Source organism: Streptomyces sp. NPDC038280, assembly GCF_055600045.1.
Window position 1 is genome coordinate 328,615 of record NZ_JBVJYZ010000003.1, and the last position, 14,088, is coordinate 342,702.

The 14,088-nt window shown below is 72.4% G+C and carries 11 protein-coding genes; 9 read left to right on the forward strand and 2 right to left on the reverse strand.

What is annotated here, in order from left to right; translation table 11 throughout:
- The first annotated feature begins 299 nt into the window (after positions 1–299).
- A complete protein-coding gene (locus tag ACZ7J0_RS09825; protein WP_470885697.1) occupies positions 300–1,586 on the forward strand; it encodes a Tm-1-like ATP-binding domain-containing protein in 1,287 nt (428 codons plus the stop codon).
- Between the two features lie 125 nt (positions 1,587–1,711).
- A complete protein-coding gene (locus ACZ7J0_RS09830; protein WP_470885699.1) occupies positions 1,712–1,843 on the forward strand; it encodes a hypothetical protein in 132 nt (43 codons plus the stop codon).
- A gap of 237 nt (positions 1,844–2,080) precedes the next feature.
- Here the strand turns inward: ACZ7J0_RS09830 and ACZ7J0_RS09835 are convergent, their stop codons facing one another.
- Positions 2,081–2,566, reverse strand: coding sequence for a GNAT family N-acetyltransferase (locus tag ACZ7J0_RS09835; RefSeq protein ID WP_470885701.1), 486 nt, complete (start codon positions 2,564–2,566; stop codon positions 2,081–2,083).
- A 38-nt stretch (positions 2,567–2,604) separates the two neighbouring features.
- Positions 2,605–5,298, reverse strand: coding sequence for an FAD/NAD(P)-binding protein (locus tag ACZ7J0_RS09840; protein WP_470885703.1), 2,694 nt, complete (start codon positions 5,296–5,298; stop codon positions 2,605–2,607).
- 212 nt (positions 5,299–5,510) lie between these two features.
- Between ACZ7J0_RS09840 and ACZ7J0_RS09845 the strand changes: the two genes are divergently transcribed.
- The 7 genes from ACZ7J0_RS09845 to ACZ7J0_RS09875 all read left to right on the forward strand — a co-directional run bounded on the left by ACZ7J0_RS09845 (position 5,511) and on the right by ACZ7J0_RS09875 (position 14,046).
- Positions 5,511–5,990, forward strand: coding sequence for an RrF2 family transcriptional regulator (locus ACZ7J0_RS09845; protein ID WP_470885705.1), 480 nt, complete (start codon positions 5,511–5,513; stop codon positions 5,988–5,990).
- 328 nt (positions 5,991–6,318) lie between these two features.
- On the forward strand, positions 6,319–6,441 hold the full coding sequence (locus tag ACZ7J0_RS09850; protein ID WP_470885707.1) for a hypothetical protein: 123 nt from the start codon (positions 6,319–6,321) through the stop codon (positions 6,439–6,441).
- A 15-nt stretch (positions 6,442–6,456) separates the two neighbouring features.
- Positions 6,457–6,687 (forward strand): type A2 lantipeptide, encoded by a 231-nt coding sequence (locus tag ACZ7J0_RS09855; protein WP_470885709.1) that lies wholly within the window; start codon positions 6,457–6,459, stop codon positions 6,685–6,687.
- Between the two features lie 186 nt (positions 6,688–6,873).
- Positions 6,874–7,680 carry a biotin/lipoyl-containing protein gene (locus tag ACZ7J0_RS09860; protein ID WP_470885711.1) on the forward strand — a complete coding sequence of 269 codons (807 nt, stop codon included), beginning with the start codon at positions 6,874–6,876 and terminating at the stop codon, positions 7,678–7,680.
- Positions 7,677–9,947 carry an NHLP family bacteriocin export ABC transporter peptidase/permease/ATPase subunit gene (locus ACZ7J0_RS09865; RefSeq protein ID WP_470885713.1) on the forward strand — a complete coding sequence of 757 codons (2,271 nt, stop codon included), beginning with the start codon at positions 7,677–7,679 and terminating at the stop codon, positions 9,945–9,947. The genes ACZ7J0_RS09860 and ACZ7J0_RS09865 overlap by 4 nt, the downstream gene beginning before the upstream one ends.
- 1 nt (position 9,948) lies before the next feature.
- A complete protein-coding gene (locus ACZ7J0_RS09870; RefSeq protein ID WP_470885715.1) occupies positions 9,949–12,870 on the forward strand; it encodes an NHLP bacteriocin export ABC transporter permease/ATPase subunit in 2,922 nt (973 codons plus the stop codon).
- A gap of 84 nt (positions 12,871–12,954) precedes the next feature.
- Positions 12,955–14,046, forward strand: a complete 1,092-nt coding sequence (locus tag ACZ7J0_RS09875; protein WP_470885717.1) for a chitinase — start codon at positions 12,955–12,957, stop codon at positions 14,044–14,046.
- The last annotated feature ends 42 nt before the right edge of the window (positions 14,047–14,088 follow it).

Sequence of the window (14,088 nt, forward strand, 5' to 3'; positions counted from 1 at the left end):
GGAAGGAAGCCCGTGACACTCGCCCTTCCGGCCCCCGCGCGACGGGCGACAGGGCGCGCCGGCGCGGCCCGTGTCATCCGCACGGTCTCCCGCACGGTCCTCGAACGCGACCGGGCCGGCTGTTCTGCCGGTGGCCGCGGGGACGGTTCTGTTGAACGCGTGTTCAGGGACCCGGCGCGGATGGCGGAGGCGCTCCGGACGAGGAACCGGCTCCGACTCCTGGCCGCGCGCCGCCGCCGCCGGTGGCGTGCCGCAGCCACGCCCTTGTCGCTTCGGGAAGTTCGCCGGACAGTACCGGCATGGCGAACGTTGTGCTGGTGGGCACCCTGGACACCAAAGGGCTGGAGTACGGATGGCTGCGGGAGCGGTTGCTGCGGCGTGGTGTCTCCGTCCTGGTCGTCGACGCGGGGGTGATCGGCGTCCCGCGGATACCCGCCGACGTGACGCGGGCCGAGGTGGCCCGCGCCGCCGGAGCCGACCTGGAGCGCTTACGGGCCGAAGGCGACCGGGGCGCGGCCGTGACGGCGATGGCCCGGGGTGCGGCCGAGACCGTGCTGCGCCTGCACCGGGAGGGCCGGGTGCACGGCGTTCCGGCCCTGGGCGGCAGTGGCGGCACGTCCATCGCGACGCGGGCCATGCGGGAACTGCCGCTCGGAGTACCGAAGGTGATGGTCTCCTCCATGGCCTCCGGTGATGTCTCGGCCTACGTCGGCTCCAGCGACATCACCATGATGTACAGCGTGGTCGACATCGCCGGAATCAATCGGCTGTCGGCGCCGGTCCTCGCCAACGCCGTCCATGCCGTCGCGGGGATGGCGAGAGGGTTCGCCGCCGCGGCCCGCGTCTCACGCCCGGTCCAACCGGGCTGCCCCGAACGGCCGTTGATCGCCGCCAGCATGGCGGGAGTGACGACACCGGGAGTCGACGCGGCCCGCGAGCGAATGACGGACCACGGTTACGAGGTCCTCGTCTTCCACGCCAGCGGCGCCGGAGGCCGCACCCTCGAAGCGCTCGCCGGACAGGGGCTGTTCGCGGGCGTACTGGACCTGACCCTCAGCGAGCTCGCCGACGACCTCTGCGGCGGCGTCCTCAGCGCCGGACCGGACCGGCTCCTCGCCGCCGGGCGCCGGGGGCTCCCGCAGGTGGTGAGCCCCGGGGCGCTGGACATGGTGAAGTTCGGGCCCGCCGACACCGTGCCCGCCCGGGTCCGTGACCGTCAGCCGCGCGTGCACAACCCCTCCATCACGGTCGTCCGCACCACGGCGAAGGAGTGCGCGGAGCTCGGCAGGCGCGTCGCGGCGAAACTCCTGGCCGCCACCGGACCGGCCGCCGTGTGCCTGCCCCTGCGCGGGCTGTCCACGCTGGGCGCGCCCGGGGGCCCGTACCACGACCCGGTGGCGGACGAGGCACTGTTCACCGCCGTACGGGAGGGCCTGCGGGGCAGCGACGTCGCGGTGGTCGAGATCGACACGCACATCAACGACCCCTCGTTCGGCCGCGCGGCTTCGGATCTGCTGCATCGGATGATCGCCTGTCGATCACCGGTGGCGGACCCCGGCAGGGGACAGCCGAGAGGCCATGAGTGACTCGCTCCCGGGCGGGTACCCGCTTTCCGAGGCGCCGCCCGCGGAGTGACCCGGGGAACGCGGCCCCGTACGCGGCATGAACCGAGGAGATGTCGGCCGTGGACACGGTGACACACACAGAGCCGATGGAACGTCAGATACCGGAGCGGGAGCGTGTACGCACCTGCCGTCCCGCGATCGTGAGGAAGGGCGAGGGGCCCGGTGGCCCCCACACCGAGGCGAACACCGAGGGGAACATCGTCCGCAGCGACGACTAGAAGTACCGCGGCGTGGAGGGGAACCCCAGCCACGACCGGTGCGGCACCGGGGCGTCGCGCAGGACGCCCCCGCCGTACGCTCGCGGCCCGGCGAGGCCCGGCAGGGAGCCCTGCCGGGCCGCGAGGCTCTCAGTACGCGGCAACGAGGGGGTGATCGGCCCCCGCACGGGCGCGGGCGCCCGCCGCCGGGGCCCGGGGCCGGCGGATGACGGTCATGACCGGCCCACATCCGGACCCTCAGTCCCCGAGGGCCCGCGTGTAACGGATCCCCGGCCGACCGTCCACCACGATCTCGCCGACGGGCACGAACCCGGTCCGGGCCAGCACCGTCTGCGAACCGGGGTTGTCGGTCGTCGTCTCGGCCGTCAGCGTGCGCAGGCCGTAGTCGGCGGCGGCCACCGTGCACACCTGGCGCACGGCGCGCGTGGCCAGCCCCCGGCCCGCGGCGCGCTTGGCGATCCGGTACCCCAGCTCCGCCGAACCGGCTTCGACGTCGACCAGGTTGACCCGCCCGAGGATCTCGCCCTCGCTGTCCACCAGCACGTGGAAGTGACACACCCCGGCCTCCTGCTCCGCGAGCAGCGCGGCGTGCCGCGCGTCGAACGACGCGAAGTAGTCGTCCCCGCGGTCCGGAACCGACTCGGCGAAGTAGGCGCGGTTCTCCTGCTCGAAGGCGAGAAGAGCCGGGGCGTGCTCGGGACGAAGACGCTGAAGTTCAGGCATGGGGCCAACCCTATGTACTGGATGCCGCGCGGGGCCGGTCACTGAGGAAGATCGGCCAGCCGCCGGCGGTCGAGAGGGGAGGCGCGGCGGTCGAGGCGTTCCTCCAGGAGGTGGCGGGCGGTGTCGCTGTGACCCGCCTCCACCAGTGCGTACAGCAGGGTCTCCTCGACGATCTCGCGCTGGGCCGCGCTTCCGCCGACCCGCCGCAGCGTGGGCAGCAGCGCGCGCAACACCTGGACGGCGGTGGCCCACTGTTCTTCCAGTACGGCTTCGAGGGCATGGCAGAGGGGGACGACGACGTCCTGTTGCACGGCGTCGGCCCGGGCCGCGTGGGCGCGCAGGCGGCGCAGCGCCGGAAGGTCACCGGCGGCGGTGAGGGCGACGGCGCTGTGCAGGGCGGTGAACGCCGTCGCGGGCCGCTCGACCAGATCGCGGGCCACCGCGTCGAGTACGTCCTCCACGGGCATCCGGCCCGTCCAGTTCTGGCAGATCCGCGCCCGCCAGAGCAGCGAACCCGAGTCCACCAGTGCCCGTACACCGTTGACCTGGCGCGGGGCGAGCTGCGCGAACCAGCGCCGGCGTACCGCCGCGGGATCGTCGAGGGCGAGTTCGTGGAGGGCGACGTGCCAGGAGAAGTGGGCGCGGTGGACCGCGCCGCGGCCCTGACCGGTGATCCAGCCGTCGAGCCAGTCCCGGCCCACGTGGTGCCGGCCCGATTCGTAGTGGACATGGGCGAGCGCGTGGACGGCGTGACCGGAGGCGGGTTCGCGGGCCAGCGCCTGCTGTGCGAGCGCGCCCGCCTCGTCGACGCGGCCCTGCTCCTGGCGCAGGAAGGCCAGCAGGGAGGTGTGGAACCAGTGGCCCTCGTACACGGGCGCCGTGCGCTCGACCAGCCGCTGCGCGAGCCGCCCGTCGAGATCGCCGACACCCGAGAAGGCGATGGTGGGCACCGCGGTACTGAGCGCGAGCGCGTCACCGGGGAAGCGGTCGAGGTGGCCGATGAGCGCCTTGTCCCCGTCTCCGCCGTTGCCGCCCGGGGCGTGGATCCGGCGGGTGATGACGTCCACGAAGGAGCGTTCCCGCTCGTCGCCGCGTTCGGCCGCGCTGCGCTGGGCCTCGGCGAGCGCCCGGGGCACGTCGACGTCCGCGCCGCACTCGTGGCCCAGCAGGGCGAGCGCGGCGTGCCCGAGGGCGAAGCCGGGGTCGAGTTCGGTGGCCCGCGTGAACGCGTCGGCCGCCTTCGCCCGTACGGTGACGACCCGGGCGAGGCCGGTGCGGAACGCGCCGGCGGCCGCCGCGTGCGTGGACAGCGGCAGCCCGAACTGGTCCGTGGGACGGCGGCGGGCGGTCCGGGGAGCGCCGGCGAGCGGGGCGAGGACCGCTTCGGCGACAGCCCTGGCCTGTGACCGGATCTCCGGGATCGCGGTGGTCTCCCACAGCTCGCCCCGGCGGGGCGAGCCCAGGGTGAACAGCTGCCGCTCGGCGCGCCCGCGGGCGTCGAGGAGCCGGCCGCCGTCGGTGGCGACGCCGAGGCCCAGCGGGCCCGGCACGGCGAGACCGTCGGCGAGCAGCCCGCTCCACAGTGGATCACCGCCGGCGTCGGCGCGGAGCCCGGGCCCGGTGCAGTCCACCACCCAGCCGACGCGCAGTTCCCGGCCGTCGGCGAGCAGCACGGCGAGTCCGCCGTCGTCGAGGGGCCGGGCCGACGCGACGCGGCCGGCGTGCACCCGCAGCCGGCGCGCGGAGCGTGCCCGGCCCACGGCCTCGGCGGTGGCCGGCGCCATCCGGTGCCGGTGCACGTTCCACAGCGTGGCGTCCCGGCCCAGGAACTCGGTGCGTTCGTCGTCGCTGAGGCCCTGCCACAGCCCGGCGATGTGGGGCCGCAGCCCGTCGAGCGCGGGGCGCCAGTCGCCGTGGTCGCGCACGGCGGCGGCCAGGTGCCGCCGCAGGACCGTACGGAGACGGGGGAGCGGCAGGTCCGCCAGGCCCGGCGGCGGGGGGACGGCCGGCAGAGGGGCGACCGCGTGGGGCCGCGGTACGAGCCCACTGCGGGAGAGCGCGTGCACCGTACGGCCGGGGCGGTCGAGGACGAGTGCCAGGTCGACGGCGGTCAGTCCGGTGCCGACCAGCAGGACGTCGTCGGTGTCCGGTACTCCGTCGAGCGCGCCCGGTGCCCAGGGCCGGGCGATGAACCGGTCGCTCGTACGCAGCTCCGCCGGTGCCCAGGCGGCGGTGCCGGCCGCCGGACCGGTGGCCAGCACCACGCTGTCCGCCGTGACCTGCCCGCCGTCGGCGAGGCCCAGGGCCGTCCGCCCGTCGGCCGTGGGCGCGCAGCTCGTCGCCGTGGTGCGCAGCCGCCGCACGACGACGGTGCCGTGGGCCGTGATGATGGCGCGCCCGAGGGTGTCGGCGAGGTAGGAGCCGAAGCGGTAACGGGAGGCGAAATCGGCCGCGGTGACCGTGGATTCGCCGTGGCGGCAGAGCCAGCGCTGGAAGTGACCGGGGTCGTCCGGGTAGCAACTCATCCCGCCCACCGGCACATTGAGCCGGTGCGCCGGGACCTCGGTGGAGTACGCCGTCCCGCGTCCGGCCTCCGCCGCCGGGTCGATCAGTACGAGATCGAACGGGGTGCGGCGTCGTGCCGCGGTCTCGCAGAGCTGAACGGCGACCAGGGCGCCGGCCGCCCCCGCCCCGACGACTGCGACGGTTGTGCGGGGCTGAGGGGGCACCACGGCTACCTCCGGTTCGAGAGCGGGCGTTGCGGGGGGAAGTTCACTATGTCGATGAACAATGTGAACGGACAATGCCGTTCTCGGACACCCCGATTCGGCCAACCCGCCTCGGCCACCCGTCCCGTCTGATCGTCCCCGCCCCGACCGTCCACCCCTCGGACCCGTCCCCCGCCGACCGGTCGTCCTCCCGCCACCCGTGAGACATTGAGGCCGTGAGGATCTCAGCGAGAACGGACTACGCCGTCCGGGCCATGGCCGAGCTGGCCTGTTCTTCGGACCGGCCGCTCAAGGCGGAGGACATCGCGGGGCGCCAGGACATCCCGGTCCGCTTTCTCTTCGTCGTCCTCAGTGAGTTGCGCCAGGCGCGGCTCGTGAGGAGCGTGCGCGGCCCCGACGGCGGCTACACCCTGACCCGGCCGCCGGCGGAGATCACCCTCGCCGATGTCATCCGGGCGATGGACGGCCCTCTGGTCAGCGTGCGCGACCTGAAGCTGACGGGTCTGGAGTACCAGGGAGCGGCGGCGCCGATGCCGGATGTGTGGCGCGCCGTGCGGGCGAGTCTGCGTCATGTTCTCGAAGGCACCACATTGGCGGATCTGGCGTCGGGACATCTTCCCGATCTGGTCAGGGAACGGGCCCGCGAGTACAACGACGACGTCCGGACCTATCCCTCGCATCCGCCCCAGCAGTGAAACACCTTCGCCATGCGGTCATGTTTCCCTCTCGGGGCATCGGGTTTCTTTCCCTCGGAGAACCGGGCGAATGCGACGTCCCGCTACCGGCGCCCAATCTGCACACCGAATGCGCAGGCGGCACACCGTCTCCCAAGGGCAGGGCCGGTGATGGCCGTTCCCCGGGCAGGGCCATGGCCCCTCTGCGCCGGAATGTCTCATTCCAGATCAGGGGCGTGCCCGCGCCGCGGAGTCGAGTCGGGTGATCGTGTGAAGAAGATGGCACCCTCCTATGAACGCGTGTGCACACGACGGTAATTCGAGGGCCGGGATGTGCCCGTACAAGGAGTTGTCCGACTGGCTGCGCAATGCGCTGACGTGCTTTGATCCAGCGCACCGCGGAAATCCCGGCAAGGACGGGCAACGCCTGTCCGGCAAGGGAGTTCGCGGCTATTTCGGCATATCCATGTGAAGGGAAACTCACATCATGAACTTCATCCCCCAGGTTGAGACCCAGGAAATCTCCGACAGCGACCTGGACAACGTGTCCGGCGGTCTCCTCGGTGGCGTCGTCGGCAACGCGACCGCCGCGGCCGACGGCATCGTCCCGCTGGCCGGCCCGCTGGCCGCCACCGCCATCGGCACCGTCGAGGGCGTCACCGGCCTCAACACCGCGCCGATCGCGGGCCTCGCCACCGCCACGGTCGCCGGCGTCTGAGTCGCTCGTGTGCCGCGCCGCGGCACATCTCGAGTGGTGATCGCGGCCCGTCGGCGACCCCTCCTTGCCGACAAGGCAGCCGTGTCGTGTGCCCCGGAACCGTCCTGGTCCGGGGCACACGCCCCACCGCCTCCCTCGTGGAGGCCCAAGAGATCCATCTTTCATGGCAGTTGAGGGAAGAGTGTCGTGCAGTTCCGCCAACAGGCCCTTTCCAAACTGCAGTCCCCGGAGGACCTCGATCTTCCGGTGCGCTTCGCCCGCCCCCAGGGCTGGCTCGTTCTCACCGTCACGGTCCTCGTCATGATCGCCGCTTCCGCGTGGGCGGTCACCGGAACCGTGGCGTCCACCCTCTCCGCACCCGGCGTCCTCACGCACGCGCAGGGCAGTTACGTCCTGCAGAGCCCGGTCGCCGGGCAGGTCGTCGAGGTACTCGCCGAGGAGGGCGCGCGGGTGTCCGCCGGCATGCCGCTGCTGAAAGTCCGTACGGACAGGGGCAGCGCCGTCGTCCGCACCATCGCCGCGGGCCGTCTGACGGCTCTGGTCGCCGGGATCGGCACCGTGGTCACCACGGGTGCGGAAGTCGCGGCCGTGGAAAGGATCGACGACGCCGACGACCCCCTGATGGCCGTGCTGTACGTGCCGGGCGACAGCGGGGCGACCGTGCCCGTGGGCGCGGCGGTCGACCTCACCGTGCAGTCGGTGGCGTCCAGGCAGTACGGAGTGCTGCGCGGCCGGGTCAAGGCCGTCGGCCGCGCCGCCGAGTCCCGCCGCCGCATCACGGACTTCCTGGGCAGCGGCGAGCTCGGCGAACAGTTCTCACGGCAGGGCCGGCCCGTCGCGGTCCTCGTCCGGCTGGAGGCCTCGCCGCGCACGAAGTCCGGGTACGTGTGGTCGTCCGTCGACGGGCCGCCGTACACCGTCGACTCCATGACTCCGGTCAGCGGCGCCGTGCGCCTCGCCGAGCAGCACCCGATCGATTGGCTGCTTCCATGACCACACCGCAGCGCCAACTGCCCCCGGCCACCCGGGGACGGCACCGCCCGGAGAACGCCCCCAGCACCCGCCGGGCGGCCCGCGGGCGGCCCGCCCGTACCCCGGCCGCCAAGAGGCCCAGGGCCGTGCGCACCCCCACGACCCTCCAGATGGAGGCCGTGGAGTGCGGCGCCGCCGCCCTCGCCATGGTGCTCGCCCACTACGGCAGGCACGTACCGCTGGAGGAGCTGCGGATCGCCTGCGGTGTCTCGCGCGACGGGTCGCGCGCGAGCAATGTCCTGAAGGCGGCGCGCGCCTACGGCCTGCAGGCCAAGGGAATGCAGATGGAACCGGCGGCGCTCGCCGAGGTGCGGCCGCCGGCCATCCTCTTCTGGGAGTTCAACCACTACGTCGTCTACGACGGCACGGGGCGCAAGCTCGGGCGCCGCGGTGTGTACATCAACGACCCCGACAAGGGCCGCCGCTTCGTGACCGCGGAGGATTTCGACACCAGCTTCACGGGTGTCGCTCTGGTCTTCGAGCCCACCGCGTCCTTCCGGCCGGGCGGCCGCAAGCCGGGAGTGCTGCGCGCGATCCCCGCGCGCCTGCGGGGGACCACCGGGACCTTGCTCGCCACGCTCCTCGCCAGCCTCCTGCTGGTCGCCGTCGGCGCCGCGCTGCCCGCGCTCAGCCGCACGTACATCGACCTGTTCCTGATCGGCCGACAGACGTCGCTGCTCGGCCCGCTCTTCGCCTCGATGGCCGCGCTCCTGGCCCTCACCGCCGTGCTGACCGGGCTCCAGCAGGCGAACCTGCTGCGCGGACGCATCATCTCGTCCACCCTCAGCAGCGCCCGGTTCCTGCGCCATCTGATGAGGCTGCCCGTCACCTTCTTCGCCCAGCGCAGCCCGGCCGACCTGGTGCAGCGCCTCCAGTCGAACGACACCGTGGCCGAGACACTGGCACGCGACCTGGCCGCCGCGGGTGTGGACGGGGTGGTGGTGCTCCTCTACGCCGCGCTGCTGTGGACGTACGATCCCCAGCTGACCGTCGTCGGCGTGCTGATCGCCCTGCTCAACGTGGTGGCGATGCGCGTCGTGATCAGGCTGCGTGCCACCGGCACCCAGAAGCTGCGGGCGGACAGCGCCCGGCTGACCAACACGTCGTACACCGGCCTGTTGCTGATCGAGACGATGAAGGCCACCGGCGGTGAGAACGGCTTCTTCCGGCGCTGGGCCGGGCAGCACGCCACGACGCTGGAGGAGCAGCAGCGGCTGGGCGTGCCGAGCGCCGTCCTGGCCGTGGTCGCCCCCACTCTCGCCACGGTCAACAGCGCCCTGATCCTGTGGATCGGCGGTCTGCGGGCCGTCGAGGGGCACATCTCCATCGGTCTGCTCGTCGCCTTCCAGGCCCTGGTGACCCGCTTCACCGCTCCGATCACCCGGCTCAACGGCGTCGCGGGCAGGATCCAGGACTTCGCCGCGGACGTGGCCCGTCTCAAGGACGTCGAGAGCTTCCCCGTCGACACGCTGTACGGGCGCCCCGAACCTGACGCGGGCACCCGCAGGCTCAAGGGCCATGTGACCCTCGACAACATCACCTTCGGCTACAGCCCCCTGGACAAGCCGCTGCTCACCGGGTTCTCCCTGACGGTCGGGCCGGGCCGGCAGATCGCGCTCGTCGGCGGGTCCGGCAGCGGCAAGTCCACCGTGTCACGGCTGATCTCCGGGCTCTACAGCCCGTGGGAAGGGACGATCCGCATCGATGGGCAGCGGCTCGAGGACATTCCCCGCAGCGCGCTGGCCGCCTCCGTCTCCTTCGTCGACCAGGACGTCTTCCTCTTCGAGGGCACGGTCCGCGACAACGTGGCGCTGTGGGACCCGTCCATCCCGGACGAGGCCGTCGTCGCCGCCCTCCAGGACGCCGCCCTCCTCGACGTGATCGAGCGACGGCCCGAGGGCATCCACAGCCGGGTCGAGCAGGACGGCCGCAACTTCTCCGGCGGGCAGCGTCAGCGACTCGAGATCGCGCGGGCGCTGGTGCGGTGGCCCAGCATTCTGGTCCTCGACGAGGTCACCAGCGCCCTGGACGCCGAGACGGAGCGCCTCATCATCGACAATCTGCGGCGGCGCGGCTGCGCGTGCGTCGTCATCGCCCACCGGCTGACCACGGTCCGTGACAGCGACGAGATCCTGGTCCTCGACCACGGCACGGTCGTCGAACGCGGCCGGCACGAGGAACTGCTCGCCGCGGCCGGGCCGTACGCCGAGCTGGTCAAGGAGCATTGACGTGTCCTCCGTACACCCTTCCGCGGTCGTCGCGCAGGGCGGAACCGACGTGGTGATCGAGGCCCTCGGCGGTCTCGGCACGCCCGTCGACTGCGGGGGGCTGCGCAGCCTGTCGTTGGAGGGGCCGCATGTGCTGTGGCTCGTGACGGGCGGGACCCTGGACCTCTTCGCCGTGGACGCGGCGCAGCAGGGCGCGTGGCACTTCCTGGGCCGCCTGGAGACGGGCGCACTGCTCCTCGGACCGGTCGAGGGCCCTCAGCACACGCTGGTGGCCAGACCCTCGCAGGACTGCCTGCTGCGGCGGATCGCGCTGCGGGAGCTGTACCGGCCCGAGTACGACGAGTACTCCGCGTACGGCGGCGTGTACCAGGACCCCTACGCCGGCCAGTACACGGGGCAGTACGCCGGCCCGTACGGGGGCGGGCACGAGGCTGCCTACGCCGTCCCGCCGACCCCGCTGGAGCACGCCTTCGCGCTCGGCGTCGGACGGGGGCTCGGGGTCCTGTTCGAGGCGCCGATGGACGGCAGGCCCGCCGGTGAGGAGTTCGTCGCCGACGACGACGTCCTCTGGATGGACGTGCCGTCGGGCAGTGTCCAGTACGGCGCGTCCATCAGCGCCGAGGCGGCCGCGGACCTCCTGGTCGACGGCGCGATGTGGCAGGGGATGGTGAACCGGCAGCACCGGCTGCTGTCCGCCGTGGACCGCTGGATCGAGCGCCTGGAACGCGCCCACGAGGACCGTACGGCCCAGGGCCTCAAGGCCGGCGCGGACGTCCGGGCCCGCGCGGACGCCGCCCTGCTCGCTTCCATCGGCGGCCCCGACCGGGCCCGCCGGGGCAGCGGGGAGAGGGACCGGGACGCCGACGACGCGACCTACGCCGTCTGCCGCCACGTGGCCGCGGCAGCCGGCATCACGCTCTGCGAGCCCCCGAGGAGCGCCGCCGTGGACGACCGGGTGAGCCCGGTCGAGCGCATCGCGCTCAGCTCACGGATCCGCACCCGGGACGTCAGGCTCGACGGGCGCTGGTGGCGCACCGACTCCGGGCCGCTGGTGGGGCACCGGGCCGCCTCCGGAGCGCCGGTCGCCCTGCTGTGGCGGCGTGGCCGGTACGAAGCGGTGAACCCGTCCACCGGCCGGCGGACGCGCGTCGGCAAGGACAACGCGCAGGAGTTCGAGCCGCGAGCGGTGATGTTCTACCGGCCGCTGCCCGAGGGCCCCATGACGGCCCGGCGGCTGTTCCGCTTCAGCCTCCGCGGCACCGGCGCCGACCTGCGCAACCTTCTCCTCGGCACGCTGGTGACGGTCGGTCTCGGCGGGCTGGTGCCGATCGCCACCGGGCAGATCCTGGGCGTCTACGTACCGAACGCCGAGAGCGGTCTCATCGTCCAGGTCTCCCTCGCCGTCATGATCACCAGCGTGGTCACCGCCGCGTTCAGCCTGCTGCAGAACCTCACCATCCTGCGGATGGAGGGCCGCGTCGAGAGCGCGCTTCAACCCGCCGTGTGGGACCGGCTGCTGCGGCTGCCCACGGCGTTCTTCGCCGAGCGGTCCACCGGCGAGCTGGCGAGCGCGGCGCTCGGGATCGGTGCCGTCCGCCGGGTGCTGTCGGGGCTCGGCCCCGTGGTCGTCCAGGCGTGCACGGTCGGAGCGATGAACGTCGTCCTGCTGTTCTGGTACAGCGTGCCGCTGGCCCTCGTGGCGATCGGCCTGCTGCTCGCCTTCGGGGCGGTGTTCCTCGGGATGGGCCTGTGGCAGCTGCGCTGGCAGCGACGGCTGGTGGAGCTCGCCAACAAGCTCAACAACCAGGCCTTCCAGACCCTGCGCGGGCTGCCCAAACTGCGGGTCGCCGCGGCGGAGAGCTTCGCGTACGCCGCCTGGGCCCGCGAGTTCGCCCGCTCACGCGAACTGCAGCAGCGGGCCGGCCGGATCAGGAACCTGACGACGGTCCTCGACGCGCTCTGTCTGCCGCTCTGCTCGCTCCTGATGTTCATGCTGCTGGCGGGTCCGGCCAACGGCTCGATGTCCGCGGGCGCGTTCCTGACCTTCAGCACGGCCATGACCATGGTGCTGACCTCCGTCACCCAGCTCACAGGGGCGTTGGTCTCCGCCGCCGCCGTCATGCCCATGTTCGAGCAGATCAGGCCGGTCCTCGACGAGGCGCCGGAGGTCCGCGGCTCCGGCGCTCAGCCCGGAGCGCTGTCCGGCTCCGTCGAGGCCCGGAAAGTCTCCTTCCGGTACAGCGAGGAGGGCCCGCTGGTCCTCGACGACGTGTCGCTCCAGGTGCGGCCGGGGGAGTTCGTGGCCGTCGTCGGCCCCAGCGGCTGCGGCAAGTCGACGCTGCTGCGGTTGCTCATCGGGTTCGACCGGCCGGTCTCGGGCAGCGTGCTGTACGACGGCCAGGACCTCTCCGCGCTCGACCAGGCGGCCGTGCGCCGCCAGTGCGGGGTCGTCCTGCAGAACGCGCAGCCGCTGACCGGATCGATCCTGGACTGTATCTGCGGGGACGGGACCTTCACCCAGGACGAGGTGTGGGCGGCGGCCGAGATGGCCGGTCTGGCCGACGACATCAGACGGATGCCGATGGGGCTGCACACCATGATCGCGGGAGGTGGCGCCATCTCGGGCGGCCAGCGCCAGCGCCTGATGATCGCCCAGGCCCTCGTCCGGCGCCCCCGCGTCCTCTTCTTCGACGAGGCGACCAGCGCACTGGACAACGAGACCCAGCGGGTCGTGATCGACAGCACGCGCGGGCTGAACGCGACCCGGGTGGTGATCGCGCACCGGCTGTCCACGGTCATGGACGCCGACCGGGTCCTGGTCATGGCGGACGGCCGGATCGTCGAGCAGGGCCCGCCGGCCGCCCTGCTCTCCGACTCCGCGGGCCGTCTGCACGAACTGATGCGACGACAGATGGAAGGCTGAGTCGCCCGCAGTTGGTCCAGACCTATTGACGGATGGTCTGGACCACAAGACGCTGAACTCCTCGGAAAGAGACGGGAGTTCACCATGGCCGTTCCAGGATGGGTCCGGACGTTACGGCGGCTCGGGGTGGGCGTGGCGGTCGCCTGCGTCGTCGCGCCGCTGACCGCCGCGCTGCCCGGCGCCCCCCACGCCACCGCCGCCGCCAAGGAACCCAGGGCCGACGTCTGCGCCGTCAAGTCGCGGCCCTCGGGCAAGGTGCTGCAGGGCTACTGGGAGAACTGGGACGGTGCCTCGAACGGCGTCCACCCGCCGTTCGGCTGGACCCCGATCACCGACAGCCGTATCCGGGAACACGGCTACAACGTCCTCAACGCCGCCTTCCCGGTCATCCGCTCGGACGGCACCGTCCTGTGGGAGGACGGCATGGACTCCACGGTGAAGGTGCCGACCCCGGCAGAGATGTGCCAGGCCAAGGCCTCCGGGCTGACGCTGCTGATGTCCATCGGTGGCGCCGCGGCGGGCATCGACCTCAGCTCCCGCGCCGTCGCCGACCGCTTCGTCGCGACCGTCGTGCCCCTCCTCAAGAAGTACAACTTCGACGGCATCGACATCGACATCGAGACCGGCCTCGTCGGCAGCGGCTCCATCGCGCAGCTCTCCACCTCGCAGGCCAACCTGGTGCGCGTCATCGACGGCGTCCTCGCCCAGATGCCCGCCAACTTCGGCCTGACGATGGCTCCTGAGACGGCCTATGTCACCGGCGGCAGCGTGGCCTACGGCTCGATCTGGGGCGCGTACCTGCCCATCGTCAAGAAGTACGCGGACAACGGCCGGCTCTGGTGGCTCAACATGCAGTACTACAACGGCAGCATGTACGGCTGCTCCGGCGACTCGTACGCTGCCGGCACGGTCGCCGGGTTCACCGCACAGACGGACTGCCTCAACCGGGGACTCGTGGTCCAGGGGACCACGATCAAGGTGCCCTACGACAAGCAGGTCCCCGGCCTTCCGGCGCAACCGGGCGCCGGGGGCGGCCACATGGCCCCGAGCCTCGTCGCGCAGGCGTGGAACACCTATCGCAACGGCCTCAAGGGCCTCATGACCTGGTCCCTCAACTGGGACGGATCCAGGAACTGGACCTTCGGCGACAACGTCAAGGCGCTCCAGGGCCGCTGAGAACGCGGACGCGGCCCGCCGCCCTCGCGTGCCTATGATCAA